The organism is Microbacterium oryzae (genome assembly GCF_009735645.1).
Classification (GTDB): Bacteria; Actinomycetota; Actinomycetes; order Actinomycetales; family Microbacteriaceae; genus Microbacterium; species Microbacterium oryzae.
Genome location: NZ_CP032550.1, coordinates 2,738,997 through 2,752,857 on the forward strand (window position 1 = coordinate 2,738,997; position 13,861 = coordinate 2,752,857).

Consider the following 13,861-nt stretch of genomic DNA (forward strand, 5'->3'; position numbering starts at 1 on the left):
GGGAACGTAGGATTGAGCCGTGCGAAAGCCAGCCGCTCCGACCCCGTCTCCCCGCGCCATCCGCGGTGTTCGAGCGGTCGCGGCTGTGGCCATCGCGGCGCTCGCCGGAGGTCTCGCGGCCTGCTCCGCCGACCCGGTGACCGAGCAGTACCTGAAGAACGACAACGCCGGGTTCATCGCCAGCGACTTCCGCGTCAAGGAGATCCCGCAGGACGAGCGGGGCGAGCCGGTCGAGTGGGCGGGCGTCACCGAGACGGGCGACGAGCTCTCGAGCGACGACACCGCCGGCGACGTCACGGTCGTGAACTTCTGGTACGCCGCGTGCGGCCCCTGCCGCGCCGAGGCCGCCGACCTCGAGTCGGTCTGGCAGGAGCACCAGGGCGACGACGTCTCCTTCGTGGGCGTGAACACGTACGACCAGGCCGACACCGCCCGCTCCTTCGCCGAGCGGTGGGGCGTGACGTACCCGAGCGTCATCGACGTCAACGACGGCGCGGTGAAGCTGGCCTTCGCCGGCGCCACGTCGATCCAGGCGACCCCCACGACGCTCGTCCTCGACCGCGAGGGGCGCATCGCCGCCATCCTCATCGGCCAGCTCGAGGGCGCATCGGTGCTCTCGACGCTCGTGGCCGACACCCTCGCGGAGTCGGCGTGAGCGCCGCGGGCGCGGCGTCGTGACCCTCGACGCCGTCGTCTTCGGCGGGGCGCTCTGGCTCGCGATCCCGATCGCGATGCTGGCCGGACTCGTGTCGTTCGTCTCGCCGTGCGTGCTGCCGCTCATCCCCGGATACCTCGGCTTCATCGGCGGCGCGGTCGCGCCGCGCACGACGGCCGATGGGGCGGACGGCGCGGTGCCGGGAGGATCGCGCGGTCGCCTCCTCGGCGGGGTGCTGCTCTTCATCGCCGGCTTCACGCTCGTGTTCGTCACGATCATCGTGCTCGGCGGTCTCGCCGGGGGAGCGACGGCGCGGTTCGGCCTCCTCTACGGCGACCTCATCACGCGCATCCTCGGCGTCGTCGTCATCCTCATGGGCATCGTCTTCATCGGCTTCGTCGGATTCGCGCAGCGCATCGCGCGGCCGCAGGTGAAGAGCGGGCTCGGGCTCGTCGGCGCGCCGCTCCTCGGCGTCGCGCTCGGCCTCGGCTGGGCGCCGTGCATCGGCCCCACGCTCACCGCGATCATGTCCATCGCGTACCTCCAGGGCGACGCCTGGCGAGCCGCTCTCCTCGGGCTCGCGTACTCGCTGGGGCTCGGCATCCCGTTCCTCCTCGTCGCGCTCGGCTTCGGGTGGGTCACCCGCTCCACCGCGTTCCTGCGCCGGCACATCCGCGCGGTGAACATCGTCGGCGGCGTGCTCCTCATCGTCCTCGGCCTGCTCATGGCGACGGGGCTGTGGACCGAGATCATGTCGCGGCTGGGCGTGCTGTTCGCCACGATCGAGCCGCCGCTGTGACCACCGACCGGAAGGACCCCGTGACCGACCAGCGCACCGCGCCCGCGCGCGATGGCAGCGAGCCGCTGCGCCCGTCCGATCACGTCGACTCCGACGAGACGATCACCCAGCCCGCGCTCGGGTTCGTCGGGTGGCTGCGATGGGCGTGGCGCCAGCTCACGAGCATGCGCACCGCGCTCGTGCTGCTCCTGCTGCTCGCGATCGCCGCGGTGCCGGGGTCGATCTTCCCGCAGCGGATGGCGAACCCCAACGGCGTCACGCAGTGGGAGCGCGACAACCCGGGGCTCTTCCCCGTGCTCGACAAGCTGCAGATGTTCGACGTGTACCAGTCCGCCTGGTTCTCGGCCATCTACATCCTGCTGTTCGTGTCGCTCATCGGCTGCATCCTGCCGCGCACGAAGCACCACTGGAAGGCGCTCCGCACGCGCCCGCCGCGCACGCCGGCGCGTCTCGGCCGTCTCGACGCGTTCCGCGAGGAGCGGGTCGAGGATGTCGACGCCGCGCACGCGATCGACCTCGCCGCCGCGCAGCTGAAGGCGCAGGGCTACCGCGTCGAGCGCTATGACGGCCGCGGCGCCTTCTCGGTGTCCGCCGAGCGCGGCTACCTGCGCGAGACCGGCAACCTCGTCTTCCACGCCGCGCTCGTCGGCGTGCTCCTCACCGTCGGCATCGGCGGCGGCTTCGCCTACACCGGCCAGCGCGTGGTCGTCGAGGGCACGACCTTCGTGAACTCCCTTCTCGACTACTCGTCGATGAACCGCGGCCGGTTCGTCGACGACGCCGCGCTGTCGCCCTACGCGATGAAGCTCGACTCGTTCGACGTCACCTACCAGCCCTACGGCGCGGTCGGCTCCGGGCAGGCCGGCGACTTCTCCGCGAACGTCTCCGTCACCCACACTGACGGATCGACGTCGGAGGACGCGGTGCGGGTGAACCATCCCCTCAAGCTCGACGGCGACAGCATCTACCTCCTCGGCAACGGCTACGCGCCCACGATCACCGTGCGCGACGCCGACGGCGAGGTCGTCTACAGCGACTCGGTGCCGTTCCTCCCGCAGGACACCGCGATGACCTCCACCGGCGTCATCAAGGTCACCGACGGGCTGCCCGAGCAGCTCGGGATGGTCGGGTTCTTCTACCCGACGCAGGTGCCGCTCGACTCGGGCGCGTTCGCCTCCGCCTACGGCGACCTGCTGAACCCGATGCTCACGCTGAACGTCTACGCGGGCGATCTCGGCATCGACGACGGCACCCCGCGCTCGGTGTACGCGCTCGACGTGACCGGCCTCGAGCAGCTGACCGGCGGCGACACCGGGACGGACTCCATCGAGCTCGCCCCGGGCGACACCGCCGACCTGCCGAACGGCCTCGGCACGATCACCTTCGACGACGTCACCCCCGAGGACGCCGACCCCGCGCTGGGCTACACCGAGTCGGTGAAGCGCTTCGCATCGCTGCAGGTGCACCACGATCCGTCGGCGCTCGGCGTGCTCGTGTTCGCCGTGCTCGCCACCCTCGGCCTCCTCGTCGCCCTGTTCGTGCCGCGTCGGCGCATGTGGGTCAAGGCCACGCCGGGCGCCGACGGTGTGCGCCTGGAGTACGCGGGCCTCGCTCGCGGCGACGACCCGACGCTGCCCGACGCCGTCGAGCAGCTCAGCCGGAAGCACCGCGAGGCGCTCGAGGGCTGACCGCCCTCGGGCACCCCCTGAAAACTAGGATGGACACCATGCAGCTCGATCCCGTGACGATGGACAGCTTCTCCGTCGTGCTCGTCTGGACGGCCGTCTCGCTCTACGTGCTCGGCTTCCTCGCGTACGCGGTCGATCTCGCGAACCGCTCGCAGGCCTCGCTCGCCGCGAAGGACGCCGCGGCCAGGGGCGCCGCCGCGAAGCAGTTGGCCGGCGTGGGCGCGCGCGGCGCGGCGGGGGGCGGCGGCGCGGCCGAGGTCGCCGACGCGAGCGCTGCGGCGGCTCCCGCTGCTCCGCCCCGCTACCTCTGGGGCCGCATCGGCACGTCGCTCACCTGGCTGGGCTTCGTCTTCCACTTCGGCGCCACGCTGCTGCGCGGCCTCGCTGCCGGCCGCGTGCCGTGGTCGAACATGTACGAGTTCGCGATGACGGGCACGCTCCTCATCACGGCGGTGTACCTGGGCGTGCTGTTCTGGCGCGACCTGCGGTTCCTCGGTGCGTTCATGACCGGCATCGTCACGCTGCTGCTGGGCGCCTCGTCGCTGTTCTACGTCGAGATCACGCCGCTGATGGACCCGCTGAAGTCGGTGTGGCTCGTCATCCACGTCTTCGTCGCGTCGCTCGGCACCGCGTTCTTCGCGCTGGCCTTCGCCATCTCGGTGCTGCAGCTGCTGCAGGCGCGGCGCGAGCGGATGGCCGTGGCCGCCGCCGAGACGCCCTCGCGTCGCAGCATGCTGCGGACCATCCCCGACGCGGAGGCCCTGGAGGGGCTCGCATACCGCTTCGCGATCATCGGCTTCATCTTCTGGACCTTCACGCTCATCGCCGGGTCGGTGTGGGCGAACGACGCGTGGGGCCGCTACTGGGGCTTCGACACGAAGGAAGTCTGGACCTTCATCATCTGGGTCCTGTACGCCGGCTACATCCACGCCCGCGCCACGCGCGGCTGGCGCGGCACGCGCTCGGCGTGGCTCGCCATCGTCGGATTCGCCGCGGTGCTGTTCAACTTCACGATCGTCAACATGTTCTTCGAGGGGCTGCACGCGTACAGCGGTCTCAGCTGAGCGCTCATCGGGCCTTGCGTGCATAGGCTGATCGGATGGCCACGTCGAGACCCCGCAGACTGCACGCCCTCGACGGGGTGAGAGGGGCGGCGGCGCTCGTCGTCGTCTTCTATCACGTCAGCCTCATCGCGCAGCCGTTCGCGCAGGGCGGCACGGCGGAGGCCGTCTGGGAGACCGCGACGGAGACGCCCCTCAAGCTGGGGTTCGCGGGCACCGAGGCCGTGCAGGTCTTCTTCGTGTTGTCGGGGCTCGTCGTCACGCTGCCGGCGCTGCGCGCGGGCTTCTCGTGGCCGGCCTACTTCGCCTCCCGGCTCGTCCGGCTCTACCTCCCGGTGTGGGCGGCCATCCTCTTCGCCGTCCTGCTCGTCGTGGCGTTCCCGCGCGACCCCGCGCAGGTCACGCCCGACGAGTGGATCCTCCACGCGAACATCCTCTTCCCCGACTGGGTGCTCGCGCTGCGCGAGGCGACGCTGATGCTCACGAGCTACGACACCGTCAACACCCTCTGGTCGCTGCGCTGGGAGATCATCTTCAGCCTGCTGCTGCCGGTCTTCGCGGCGGTCGCGCTGCTGCTGCGCCGCTGGACGTGGACCGCCGCCGCGGCGTGCGTGGCCCTCATGGTCGTCGGCCGCGTCTTCGACGGGCGCCCGTTCGACCTCGACGCGCTCGTCTACCTGCCGACGTTCCTGCTGGGCTGCCTCATCGCCGTGCGGCTCGACGACGTGATCGCGTGGGCGCGGGCGAGACCGCGCCCTGCCCTGTGGGCCGTCGTGGCCTTCGTGTCGGCGCTCGTCCTCATCGCCTCGTGGTGGACACGTCCGCTCATCCCGCGCTCCAGCCTGCTCGGCGACGCGCTGTGGGGGCTCGCGGGAGCGGGCGCGGCGGGGCTCATCCTCGTGGCCATCTGCTCGCCGGTCGCGGACCGGGCGATGCAGGCGCGCCCGCTTCGATGGCTCGGCGACGTCTCCTTCAGCCTGTACCTCGTGCACGCCCCGATCCTCGCGACCCTCGCGTTCGCCTGGGGAGACGACCAGTGGGTGCTCGTCGGGCTCGTGGGCGTGCCCCTCAGCCTCGCGGTGGCGTGGGCGTTCTTCCGGTTCGTCGAGCGGCCGTCGCACCGCGCAGCGCGCGCGGCGGGCCGCCGCGCGCAGGCGGCGTTCGAGCGCTTCAGCGGTCGGGGTGACGGAGCTTCCGACGACGCGCGCGACGCATCACCCGACCCCACTCGCGGGTGACGCTCGCGTCGGTGAAGCGCCGCGCGCTCTTCACCGCCGCCGCCCGCATCCGCCCGCGCTCGTCCTCCGGCATCGCCACGAGACGCGCCACGGCGTCGGCGAGCGCCGAGACGTCGCCGGCCGGCACGAGGAATCCGTTCACGCCGTCGTCGATGATGTCAGCCGGGCCGTACGGGACGTCGTAGGCGATCGGGATGCACCCGGCCGCGAGCGCCTCCACGAGGACGAGGGGGAATCCCTCCGAGGTCGACGTCGAGAGGAGGAACGACGCCTCCTCGAGGCGGGCGGCGGCATCCGGCGCGTGCCCGCGCAGGCGCACGCCGTCGTCGGCGAGCGCGGCCAGCTGCTCCCGCTCCTCGCCCTCGCCCCAGATGTCCAGCGCGACGTCCACGCCGCGCGCCCGCAGCCCGGTGATCGCCTCGACCGCGTGCTGCACGCGCTTGCGGGCGGTGAGGCTGGCCAGCATGACGCCCGCCCCGGGCGCCCGGCCCGTCAGGCGCGGCGCGGCGGGCAGATCCCGGCTGTTGGGCACGACCTCGAGGTTGTCCTGCGGTCCGAGCAGGGCGACGATGTCGTCGCGCTGACGCGGCGTGAGGACGGCGACCGCGTCGAACGCCGAGAGGTTCTCGAAGACCGCGCGCCGCGACTCGCGCAGCGTGCCGTGCGGGCGCTCGAGTCCCGCGAGATGCGACGCGTGGACCACGTGGACGGTCACCGCATGCACGCGGCGGTACTCGAGAACCCAGCGCGCGACGGTCTTGCTGTCGACGACGAGGAACGACGGATGGCGCCGCGTCAGCGCGTCGAGCCAGGCCCGGTACAGGTGCGCGATGCGGCCCCATGACCGCACCGGGCGTCCGTCGTGGTCGCAGAGCACGACGGACTTGCCTCCCAGCGCACCGCGCTCCGCGACGTCGCGTCGCTCCGAGAGGAGGAGGCTCCCGTCGACCCGGAAGTGGTCGGTCTGCAGGACCTCGCCGGAGCTCGAGCGCCGCACCCGGCTGAGCACGGCGTCGCCGCGCCGGCGCTCGGCGAACGTCTCGCCGGCAGCCTCGGGGAGCTCCGCCAGCGGGGTGAAGGGGTGCTTGTCGAGCGCGAGCGAGCCGCCCGGCAGCGGATGCTCGCGCAGCCAGTCCCACAGGTTCAGCAGGCTCATGCCCTCGACGAGCCGGCCATCCGCCCGCAGGCGCGTCTCGCGCGCGGGGTAGTCGGGGTCGGGATCGAACGTGAGCACCGAGACCGGGCGGCGCCCGAGGCGCACGAAGGCGCGGCTGCGGTGGAGCATCGCCGAGGTCATGCCGCCCCAGGAGTCCTCGACCGCCCAGGTGAGGGCGTACTGCCGGCCGGCGGGAAGCAACGTGCGGAAGGGGACCACGTCGCGAGCATAGGCGGGCTCCCGGAAGTTCGCGTGAACGACCGCAACGCGAAGATGTTGTTTCGTGTGGATTTGTGTTGTAACGTGTGGGAATCCGAAGGAGGGTGCGATGTACGCGACGGAGCGCAGAGAGCTCATCGAGCAGGCGCTGGCGGCCGATTCCCGCGTGGCGGTCTCGGAGCTGGCCGAGCGGCTGGGCGTCACGACCGAGACCGTGCGCCGCGATCTCGCCGTGCTCGAAGACGCCGGTGTGCTGCGCCGGGTCCACGGCGGCGCCGTGCTCACCCACCGCGGCAGCCTCGCCGAGACCGACCTGCGTGAGCGCGCCGGGCGGCAGAGCGCCGCGAAGCGCGCGATCGCCGTCCGCGCCCTCGACGCGCTCGCCCACGGCTTCACCGGCTCGCTGTTCCTCGACGCCGGCACGACGACCGCCGCGCTCGCCGAGTCGCTGCCCGCACGCATCGCGGGGAGCCGCGTCGAGGTGGTCACGCACGCGGTCGCCATCGCGGCCGCGCTGTCGACGGCGGATGGCCTCGCGCTGTCGGTCGTCGGCGGTCGCGTGCGCGGGGTGACCGGGGCCGCGGTCGGCGCCCGCACCGTGGAAGCGGTCGAGGCCCTCCGCCCCGACGTCGCGTTCGTCGGCGCCAACGCCCTCTCGGCGTCCTTCGGCGCGAGCACGCCGGATCCCGACGAGGCCGACGTGAAGAGCGCCATCGTCCGCTCCGCGCGCCGCGTCGTCCTCCTCGCCGACGCGTCGAAGTTCGGCGACGAGTCGCTGCAGCGCTTCGCGCGACTGGACGAGATCGACGTGCTCGTGACCGACGAGCACCCGGACCCCGCGCTCGCCGACGCGCTCGAGGCCGCCGATGTGGAGGTATGGGTCGCATGATCGTCACGCTCACCGTCAATCCCGCGCTGGATCGCACGATCGATCTCGACAGCCCGCTCGCCCCCGGCTCGGTCCATCGGGCGTCGTCCTCGCGGGAGGACGCAGCGGGCAAGGGCGTCAACGTCGCGCGCGTGCTGCACGCGTCCGGCGCGGAGACCTCCGCGGTGCTGCCCCTGGCCGCCGACGATCCGTACGCCGCCCTCCTCGACGGGGCGGGGGCCATCCGCGCGGTGCCGACCAGCGCTCACGCGCGCGTCAACATCACCCTCACCGACGGCGCGGGCGAGACCACGAAGATCAACCTCGCCGGCGGGCAGCCCGACGAGGCGGTGCTGACGGCGCTCGTCGACGCCACGGTCGAGGCGGCGGACGGTGCGTCGTGGCTCGCGATCTGCGGATCGCTCCCGGCCGGGGTGCCCGCCGACTACTACGCGCGGGTGGTCCGCGCGGTCCGCGAGCGCGCGGCGCGGCCGCCGCGCATCGCCCTCGACGCGTCGGGCGCCGCGCTGGTGGCCGTGCTCTCCGCCGGCCCGGAGATCGGTCCCGTCGACCTCATCAAGCCCAACGAGGACGAGCTCGTCGAGGCACTCGTCGAGCTCGACCCGTCGCGCGACAGCGAGGAGCTCCTCCGCGCCGTGGCGGCCGATCCCGCGGGCGAGACCGTCCGCCTCGCTCGCGAGCTCGTTCCCCACCGGGCGCGCGCCGCTCTCGTCACTCTCGGCGGCGACGGCGCCGTGCTCATCGGCGGCGAGGGCGCATGGCAGGCCGGCATCCCCGCCGACGTGCGCGTGCGCAGCACCGTCGGCGCCGGCGACAGCTCGCTCGCCGGCTTCCTCCTCGCCGCCACGGCTCAGGCCGATGCGGGCGAGTGCCTGCGCACGGCCGTGCGCTACGGCTCGGCCACCGCGTCCCTCCCGGGCACCGCCCTGGCGACCCCCGCCGATCTCCCGACCGGCGACATCCCCGTCCGCGCGCTCGTCTGAGCGCCGGATCCCTCTCATCCCGCACCCACCCATCCAGGAGGGCACCGTGTCCACCATCACCCCCCAGCTCGTCAGCCTCGACGAGGACCTCGGAGCCGACAAGGCGGCCGTGCTCCGCTCGCTCTCGGCCCGGTTCGTCGCCGAAGGCCGCGCCGTCGACGCCGACGCGCTCTTCGCCGCCGCGTGGGCGCGCGAGGAGACCGACGCCACCGGCCTTCCCGGCGGCATCGCCATCCCGCACGCCAAGAGCGCGACCGTGACGCAGGCGTCGCTCGCCTTCGCCCGGCTTGACCCCGCCGTCGACTTCGGGTCGTTCGACGGCCCGAGCGACATCGTCTTCATGATCGCCGCCCCCGACACCGCCGCCGAGGAGCACCTCGCCGTGCTGTCGACGCTCGCGCGGCATCTCATGGACGACGACTTCCTCGCCGCGCTGCGCGCCGCGAAGAGCGCCGACGAGGCCGTGGCGGTCGTCCGCGCGGCCATCGGCGAGGACGGCGGATCGGCCGCGCCGGCGGCGCCGAGTGCCGCGACGTCCGCACCCGCGGCCGCACGGCCATCCGCGGCCGTCGTGGACGGTCTGCAGATCGACGGACGCCCCGCGCGCATCGTCGCCGTCACCGCGTGCGCGACCGGCATTGCGCACACGTACATGGCCGCCGACGCGCTCGCCGCCGCGGCGAAGAAGGCGGGCGTCGAGTTCGCCGTGGAGCCGCAGGGCTCGAGCGGCTTCGACCGCTTCGACGCCGACACCATCGCGCAGGCCGACGCCGTGGTCTTCGCGACCGATGTCGACGTGCGCGAGCCGCAGCGCTTCGCCGGCAAGCCCGTCGTGCGCCGCTCGGTGAAGGCCGGGATCGAGCACGCGGATGCGCTCATCCGCTCCGCCGTCGAGGCGGCCGCCGACCCCCGCGCCGAGCGCGTCGGCGGCAGCGCCGAGGCTGCGTCGGCACCGGCTCAGAAGGAGTCGCCTGGCGCCCGCGTGAAGCGCGTGCTCCTCACCGGCGTGTCGTACATGATCCCGTTCGTCGCCGGCGGCGGGCTGCTCATCGCCCTCGGCTTCCTCTTCGGCGGATTCGACATCACCGAGAATGCGCAGGACATCGTCCTCGGCAACGCGCTGTGGAACCTGCCCGACGGCGGCCTCCTCACGTACCTCGGCGCGGTGTTCTTCACGATCGGCAGCATCTCGATGGGCTTCCTCGTCGCCGCGCTCGCCGGATACATCGCCTTCGCCATCGCCGACCGACCGGGCATCGCGCCCGGATTCGTGGCGGGTTCCGTCGCCGTGCTCATGAGCGCGGGCTTCATCGGCGGCATCGTCGGCGGCGTCCTCGCCGGCGTCGCCGCCTGGTGGCTGGGGTCGCTGCGCGTGCCGCGCTGGCTGCGCGGGCTCATGCCCGTGGTGATCATCCCGCTGCTCGGGTCGATCGTGGCCTCGGGCCTCATGATCCTCTTCCTCGGCTGGCCCATCGCCGCGCTCATGAACGCGATGACGGATGGCCTCAACGGTCTCGCCGCGTCGGGCCTCATCGTGGTCGTCGGCATCGTCCTCGGCCTCATGATGTGCTTCGACCTCGGCGGCCCGGTGAACAAGGTCGCCTACGCGTTCGCCGTCGCAGGCCTCGGTGCTGCGTCCGAGTCGAACTCCGTGCCGTACCTGATCATGGCCGCGGTGATGACGGCGGGCATGGTGCCGCCGCTCGGCATGGCGCTCGCCTCGACCATCCTCGCGCCGAAGGCGTTCACAGCTCCCGAGCGCGAGAACGGCAAGGCGGCCTGGCTGCTCGGCCTCTCGTTCATCTCCGAGGGCGCCATCCCGTTCGCCGCGGCCGACCCGCTGCGCGTGATCCCCGCGTCCATGCTCGGCGGAGCGGTGACCGGCGGCCTCTCGATGCTGTTCTCGGTCGGCTCGCGCGCCCCGCACGGCGGACTCTTCGTGGCCTTCGCGATCGACCCCATCTGGGGCTTCGCGGTCGCTCTCCTCGCCGGCACCGTCGTCACGGGGCTCGCGGTCGTGGCGCTCAAGCGCTTCGGACGTCGTGCCGAGGCCGTCGCCCCCGAGGCGGCGCTCATCACGGCCTGATCGCCGCACGAAGAGGCGGCCCCGCGGATCAACCGCGGGGCCGCCTCTGTCTGCCCGGGAGCACTCGTCAGACGGCGGTGACTTCGAACGCCGCGCGGAAGGCGGCGAGGGCGTCCTCGGTCGAGTCCCGCGCCCATCCCTCGAGTCCGACGACGCCGGTGTAGCCGATCCTCCGCAGTGCTGCGGCGATCGCGGGGTAGGCGATCTCTCCGGTGCCGGGTTCGCAGCGGCCGGGGACATCGGCGACCTGGATCTCGCCGATGAAGGGAAGCGCGCGCTCGACGAGGTCGATGAGGTTCCCCTCGCCGATCTGCGCGTGGTACAGGTCGAGATTCAGCCGGAGATGCGGGCTGTCGACGGCCGCCACGAGGGCCAGCGTGTCGGCCGCCCGCGCGAACGGTGCGCCGGGATGGTCGACCGCCGTGTTGAGGTTCTCCAGCGTGAAGACGCGGCCGTATCGCTCGCCGAATGCGGCCACGCGCTCGAGGGTCTTCGCGGCCGTCAGCCAGTCCGCGGGGCTCACGACCTCGCGCGGGATGACGGGGAGTCCCTTCCCGTCCAGGCCGGTCCCGTGGAGGTTCAGCCGAGGGCTGTCGATGACCTCCGCGGCGCGGAGGGACTGCTCCGCCGTCGCCAGGAGCTCGGCGATGCCGTCGTCGTCGGTCGGGTTCCCCGTCACGTACCCGGTCATTGACGAGAACGTCGCGCCGGTGGCGGCGAGGGCGTCGAGGTCCTTCGCCGTCCAATCCCAGATCTCGACCTGGAAGCCCCGCTCGTCGAGGGCGCGCACGCGCTCGACGAAGGGGAGCTCGGTGAAGAGCATCTCCGCCGACGCGGCGAGGGTCAGCCGGCCGGTGCGCGTGGTCGCGCTCATACCACGCGGCCTTCGTCGTCGAGACGGACGATCGCGTGCTGCTCGACCGATGCTCGGCAGGCGAGCGCGATCGCGAGAGCCCAGCGGGCGTCTTCGCCGCGGGCGCCGGCGACCTCGCCGGTGCGGACCGCCTGGACGAACGAGACGAGCTCGTCCGTGTAGGCCTGGTGGAACAGGTCGATGTTGAGTCGCGTCGTCTCGGCGGACTGACCGGCGGCGCCGTAGTGGCGCATGCTCGTGGCGCGCACGTCGCCCGCGGTCACCATGCCGGCGTCTCCGAACACCTCGCCGCGCACGTCGTAGCCGTACACGGCCGAGAAGTTCGCCTCGGCGACGGCGAGGGCGCCGTTGTCGTATCGGATGGTGACCATCGCGGTGTCGAGCAGGCCGCCGTCCTTGAAGTCGGGGGCGACCAGCGCGTCCGCCAGTGCGACGACCTCGACCGGCTTGGCGGTGCCGTTGAACCAGTTGAGCGTGTCGAAGTCGTGGATGAGCGTCTCGTTGAAGATGGTCCACGGCTTCACCGCGCCGGGGTTCGCCAGGCCCGGATCGCGCGTGAGCGAGCGGAGCAGCTGGGGCGTGCCGATCCCGCCCTCCTGCACGAGACGGCCGGCCGCGGCGAAGTCCGTCGAGAAGCGGCGGTTGAAGCCCACCTGCAGCGGCACGCCGGCCGCAGCGGCCGCGGCGATCGCGCGGTCGGCGTCTTCGAGCGTGAGCGCCATCGGCTTCTCCACGAACACGGCCTTGCCGGCCTCGGCGGCGCGGACGACGAGGTCGGTGTGCGTGAAGGCGGGAGAGGCGATGACGACGCCGTCGATCTCGGGGTCGGCGATGAGCTCCGCCGCGTCCAGGAACGTCTTCTCGACGCCGTACTTCCCCGCGACCCGCTCGGCGGCGCCCGGCACCGGATCGGCGACGGCCGCGAGGACGGCGCCGGGGATCCGCAGGGCGATGCTCTCCGCGTGGAATGCGCCGATCCAGCCCGACCCGATGAGGCCGATGCGCACCGGCCGGCTGTGCTCGCCGGCGGTCTCGTGAAGCGGGGTGGGGATCGTCATCATGCCTCCAGCACGTCGTCGTGTGGCCGTGCCCTCTGCAGCAGCCGCTGCGCGAGACTAGCACGAAAAACTAGCACGTGCCATATACAGCAGCGGCTGCTCGTCTTCGGGAGGACCCGTGTGCGCGCGTGCGACGATGAATCGTGCCCGAACAGCGACCGACGATGAAGGACGTCGCCGATCGCGTCGGCGTCTCACGCCAGCTCGTGTCCCTCGTCCTGCGCGATCTGCCCGGCGCGAGCGCGGAGACGCGTCGACGCGTGCGGGACGCGGCAGCGGAGATGGGGTACTACCCCGATTCCTCGGCGCGGGTGCTGCGCGGCAGCCGGAGCTTCCAGGTCGGCGTGATGTTCACCATGCACGAGCCGTTCGAGGTGGATCTCGTCGAGGCGCTGCTCACGGGTGCCGCGGAGCGCGGCTTCTCGCTGGTCCTGGGGCCCCTGACCCCGCAGCGGTCGCACCGCGATGTGATCCCGGAGCTGCTCGGACAGCGCATCGAAGGGCTCGTGGTGCTCGCGGCGGACGGCGGGTCGTCGCGCATCGACGGCCTGCCCGACCGCATCCCGGTCGTCCAGCTCGGCGGCCCCCGCAGCGACGCGGCGGTCGACGACGTCCGCGTCGACGACGCCGTCGGCATCCGCCTCCTCGTGGATCACCTCGTCGAGCTCGGTCATCGCCGCATCGCCCACGTGGCCGGCGGGTCCGGGCCGAACGCCGAATCCCGCCGGACGGAGTACCTGCGCGCGATGCACCGTCACGAGCTCGAGCCCGACATCGTCGAGGCCGCCTACACGGAGACGGCCGGTGCCCAGGCAGCGGCAGCGCTCCTGGCTCGGGAGGCCCTCCCGACGGCGATCATCGGCGCCAACGACCGGTGCGCCTCGGGCGTGCTCGCCACGCTCGTGGCCGCGGGCGTCGCGGTGCCCGCGGAGGTCTCCGTCGTGGGCTTCGACGACAGCTCCGTCGCGCGCCTGCCGTACACGCAGCTGACGACCGTGCGTCACGATCCCGTCCACCTCGCTCGCGCGGCGCTCGACGCGCTGATCGGGCGGATCGACGACCCGGACGCGCCGGTCGTCGAGCATCGCGAAACGCCGGAGCTGATCGTGCGCCGGACGAGCGGACCGGCTCCCCGCGACTGAACGCGCGAGCCGC

At 72.6% G+C, this 13,861-nt stretch carries 12 protein-coding genes; 9 read left to right on the forward strand and 3 right to left on the reverse strand.

Going from position 1 to position 13,861, the window contains the following annotated elements; genetic code table 11:
- Positions 1-19 precede the first annotated feature (19 nt).
- The 5 genes from D7D94_RS12725 to D7D94_RS12745 are packed head-to-tail and all read left to right on the forward strand — an operon-like array spanning position 20 to position 5,441.
- Positions 20-655, forward strand: coding sequence for a TlpA family protein disulfide reductase (locus tag D7D94_RS12725; RefSeq protein WP_246171802.1), 636 nt, complete (start codon positions 20-22; stop codon positions 653-655).
- A 19-nt stretch (positions 656-674) separates the two neighbouring features.
- Positions 675-1,454 carry a cytochrome c biogenesis CcdA family protein gene (locus D7D94_RS12730; RefSeq protein ID WP_156242972.1) on the forward strand — a complete coding sequence of 260 codons (780 nt, stop codon included), beginning with the start codon at positions 675-677 and terminating at the stop codon, positions 1,452-1,454.
- Complete coding sequence (gene resB, locus D7D94_RS12735; RefSeq protein ID WP_156242973.1) at positions 1,451-3,142, forward strand: cytochrome c biogenesis protein ResB; 1,692 nt, start codon at positions 1,451-1,453, stop codon at positions 3,140-3,142. Before D7D94_RS12730 ends, resB begins: the two co-directional genes overlap by 4 nt.
- 29 nt (positions 3,143-3,171) lie before the next feature.
- Entirely contained in the window at positions 3,172-4,206 is a 1,035-nt protein-coding gene (ccsB, locus tag D7D94_RS12740; RefSeq protein WP_156242974.1) for a c-type cytochrome biogenesis protein CcsB, read from the forward strand.
- Between the two features lie 35 nt (positions 4,207-4,241).
- Positions 4,242-5,441, forward strand: a complete 1,200-nt coding sequence (locus D7D94_RS12745) for an acyltransferase family protein (RefSeq protein WP_156242975.1) — start codon at positions 4,242-4,244, stop codon at positions 5,439-5,441.
- Here the strand turns inward: D7D94_RS12745 and D7D94_RS12750 are convergent.
- On the reverse strand, positions 5,374-6,816 hold the full coding sequence (locus tag D7D94_RS12750) for a glycosyltransferase (RefSeq protein ID WP_173024334.1): 1,443 nt from the start codon (positions 6,814-6,816) through the stop codon (positions 5,374-5,376). The genes D7D94_RS12745 and D7D94_RS12750 overlap by 68 nt on opposite strands.
- Before the next feature lie 109 nt (positions 6,817-6,925).
- On the opposite strand from D7D94_RS12750, the gene D7D94_RS12755 reads away from it, so the two are divergent.
- From D7D94_RS12755 to D7D94_RS12765, 3 genes are read left to right on the forward strand one after another with little or no spacing between them, the layout of a single operon-like run.
- Complete coding sequence (locus D7D94_RS12755) at positions 6,926-7,705, forward strand: DeoR/GlpR family DNA-binding transcription regulator (RefSeq protein WP_156242977.1); 780 nt, start codon at positions 6,926-6,928, stop codon at positions 7,703-7,705.
- Positions 7,702-8,688 (forward strand): 1-phosphofructokinase family hexose kinase, encoded by a 987-nt coding sequence (locus tag D7D94_RS12760; RefSeq protein WP_156242978.1) that lies wholly within the window; start codon positions 7,702-7,704, stop codon positions 8,686-8,688. The genes D7D94_RS12755 and D7D94_RS12760 overlap by 4 nt, the downstream gene beginning before the upstream one ends.
- Positions 8,689-8,734: 46 nt before the next feature.
- Positions 8,735-10,774: a PTS fructose transporter subunit IIABC gene (locus tag D7D94_RS12765; protein ID WP_156242979.1), complete on the forward strand. Its 2,040-nt coding sequence runs from the start codon at positions 8,735-8,737 to the stop codon at positions 10,772-10,774.
- A gap of 67 nt (positions 10,775-10,841) precedes the next feature.
- Here the strand turns inward: D7D94_RS12765 and D7D94_RS12770 are convergent, their stop codons facing one another.
- Together D7D94_RS12770 and D7D94_RS12775 are read right to left on the reverse strand one after the other, a co-directional pair.
- Positions 10,842-11,648: a TIM barrel protein gene (locus D7D94_RS12770; RefSeq protein ID WP_156242980.1), complete on the reverse strand. Its 807-nt coding sequence runs from the start codon at positions 11,646-11,648 to the stop codon at positions 10,842-10,844.
- Complete coding sequence (locus D7D94_RS12775) at positions 11,645-12,706, reverse strand: Gfo/Idh/MocA family oxidoreductase (RefSeq protein WP_156242981.1); 1,062 nt, start codon at positions 12,704-12,706, stop codon at positions 11,645-11,647. The genes D7D94_RS12770 and D7D94_RS12775 overlap by 4 nt, the downstream gene beginning before the upstream one ends.
- A 143-nt stretch (positions 12,707-12,849) precedes the next feature.
- On the opposite strand from D7D94_RS12775, the gene D7D94_RS12780 reads away from it, so the two are divergent.
- Positions 12,850-13,848 (forward strand): LacI family DNA-binding transcriptional regulator, encoded by a 999-nt coding sequence (locus tag D7D94_RS12780; RefSeq protein ID WP_156242982.1) that lies wholly within the window; start codon positions 12,850-12,852, stop codon positions 13,846-13,848.
- The last annotated feature ends 13 nt before the right edge of the window (positions 13,849-13,861 follow it).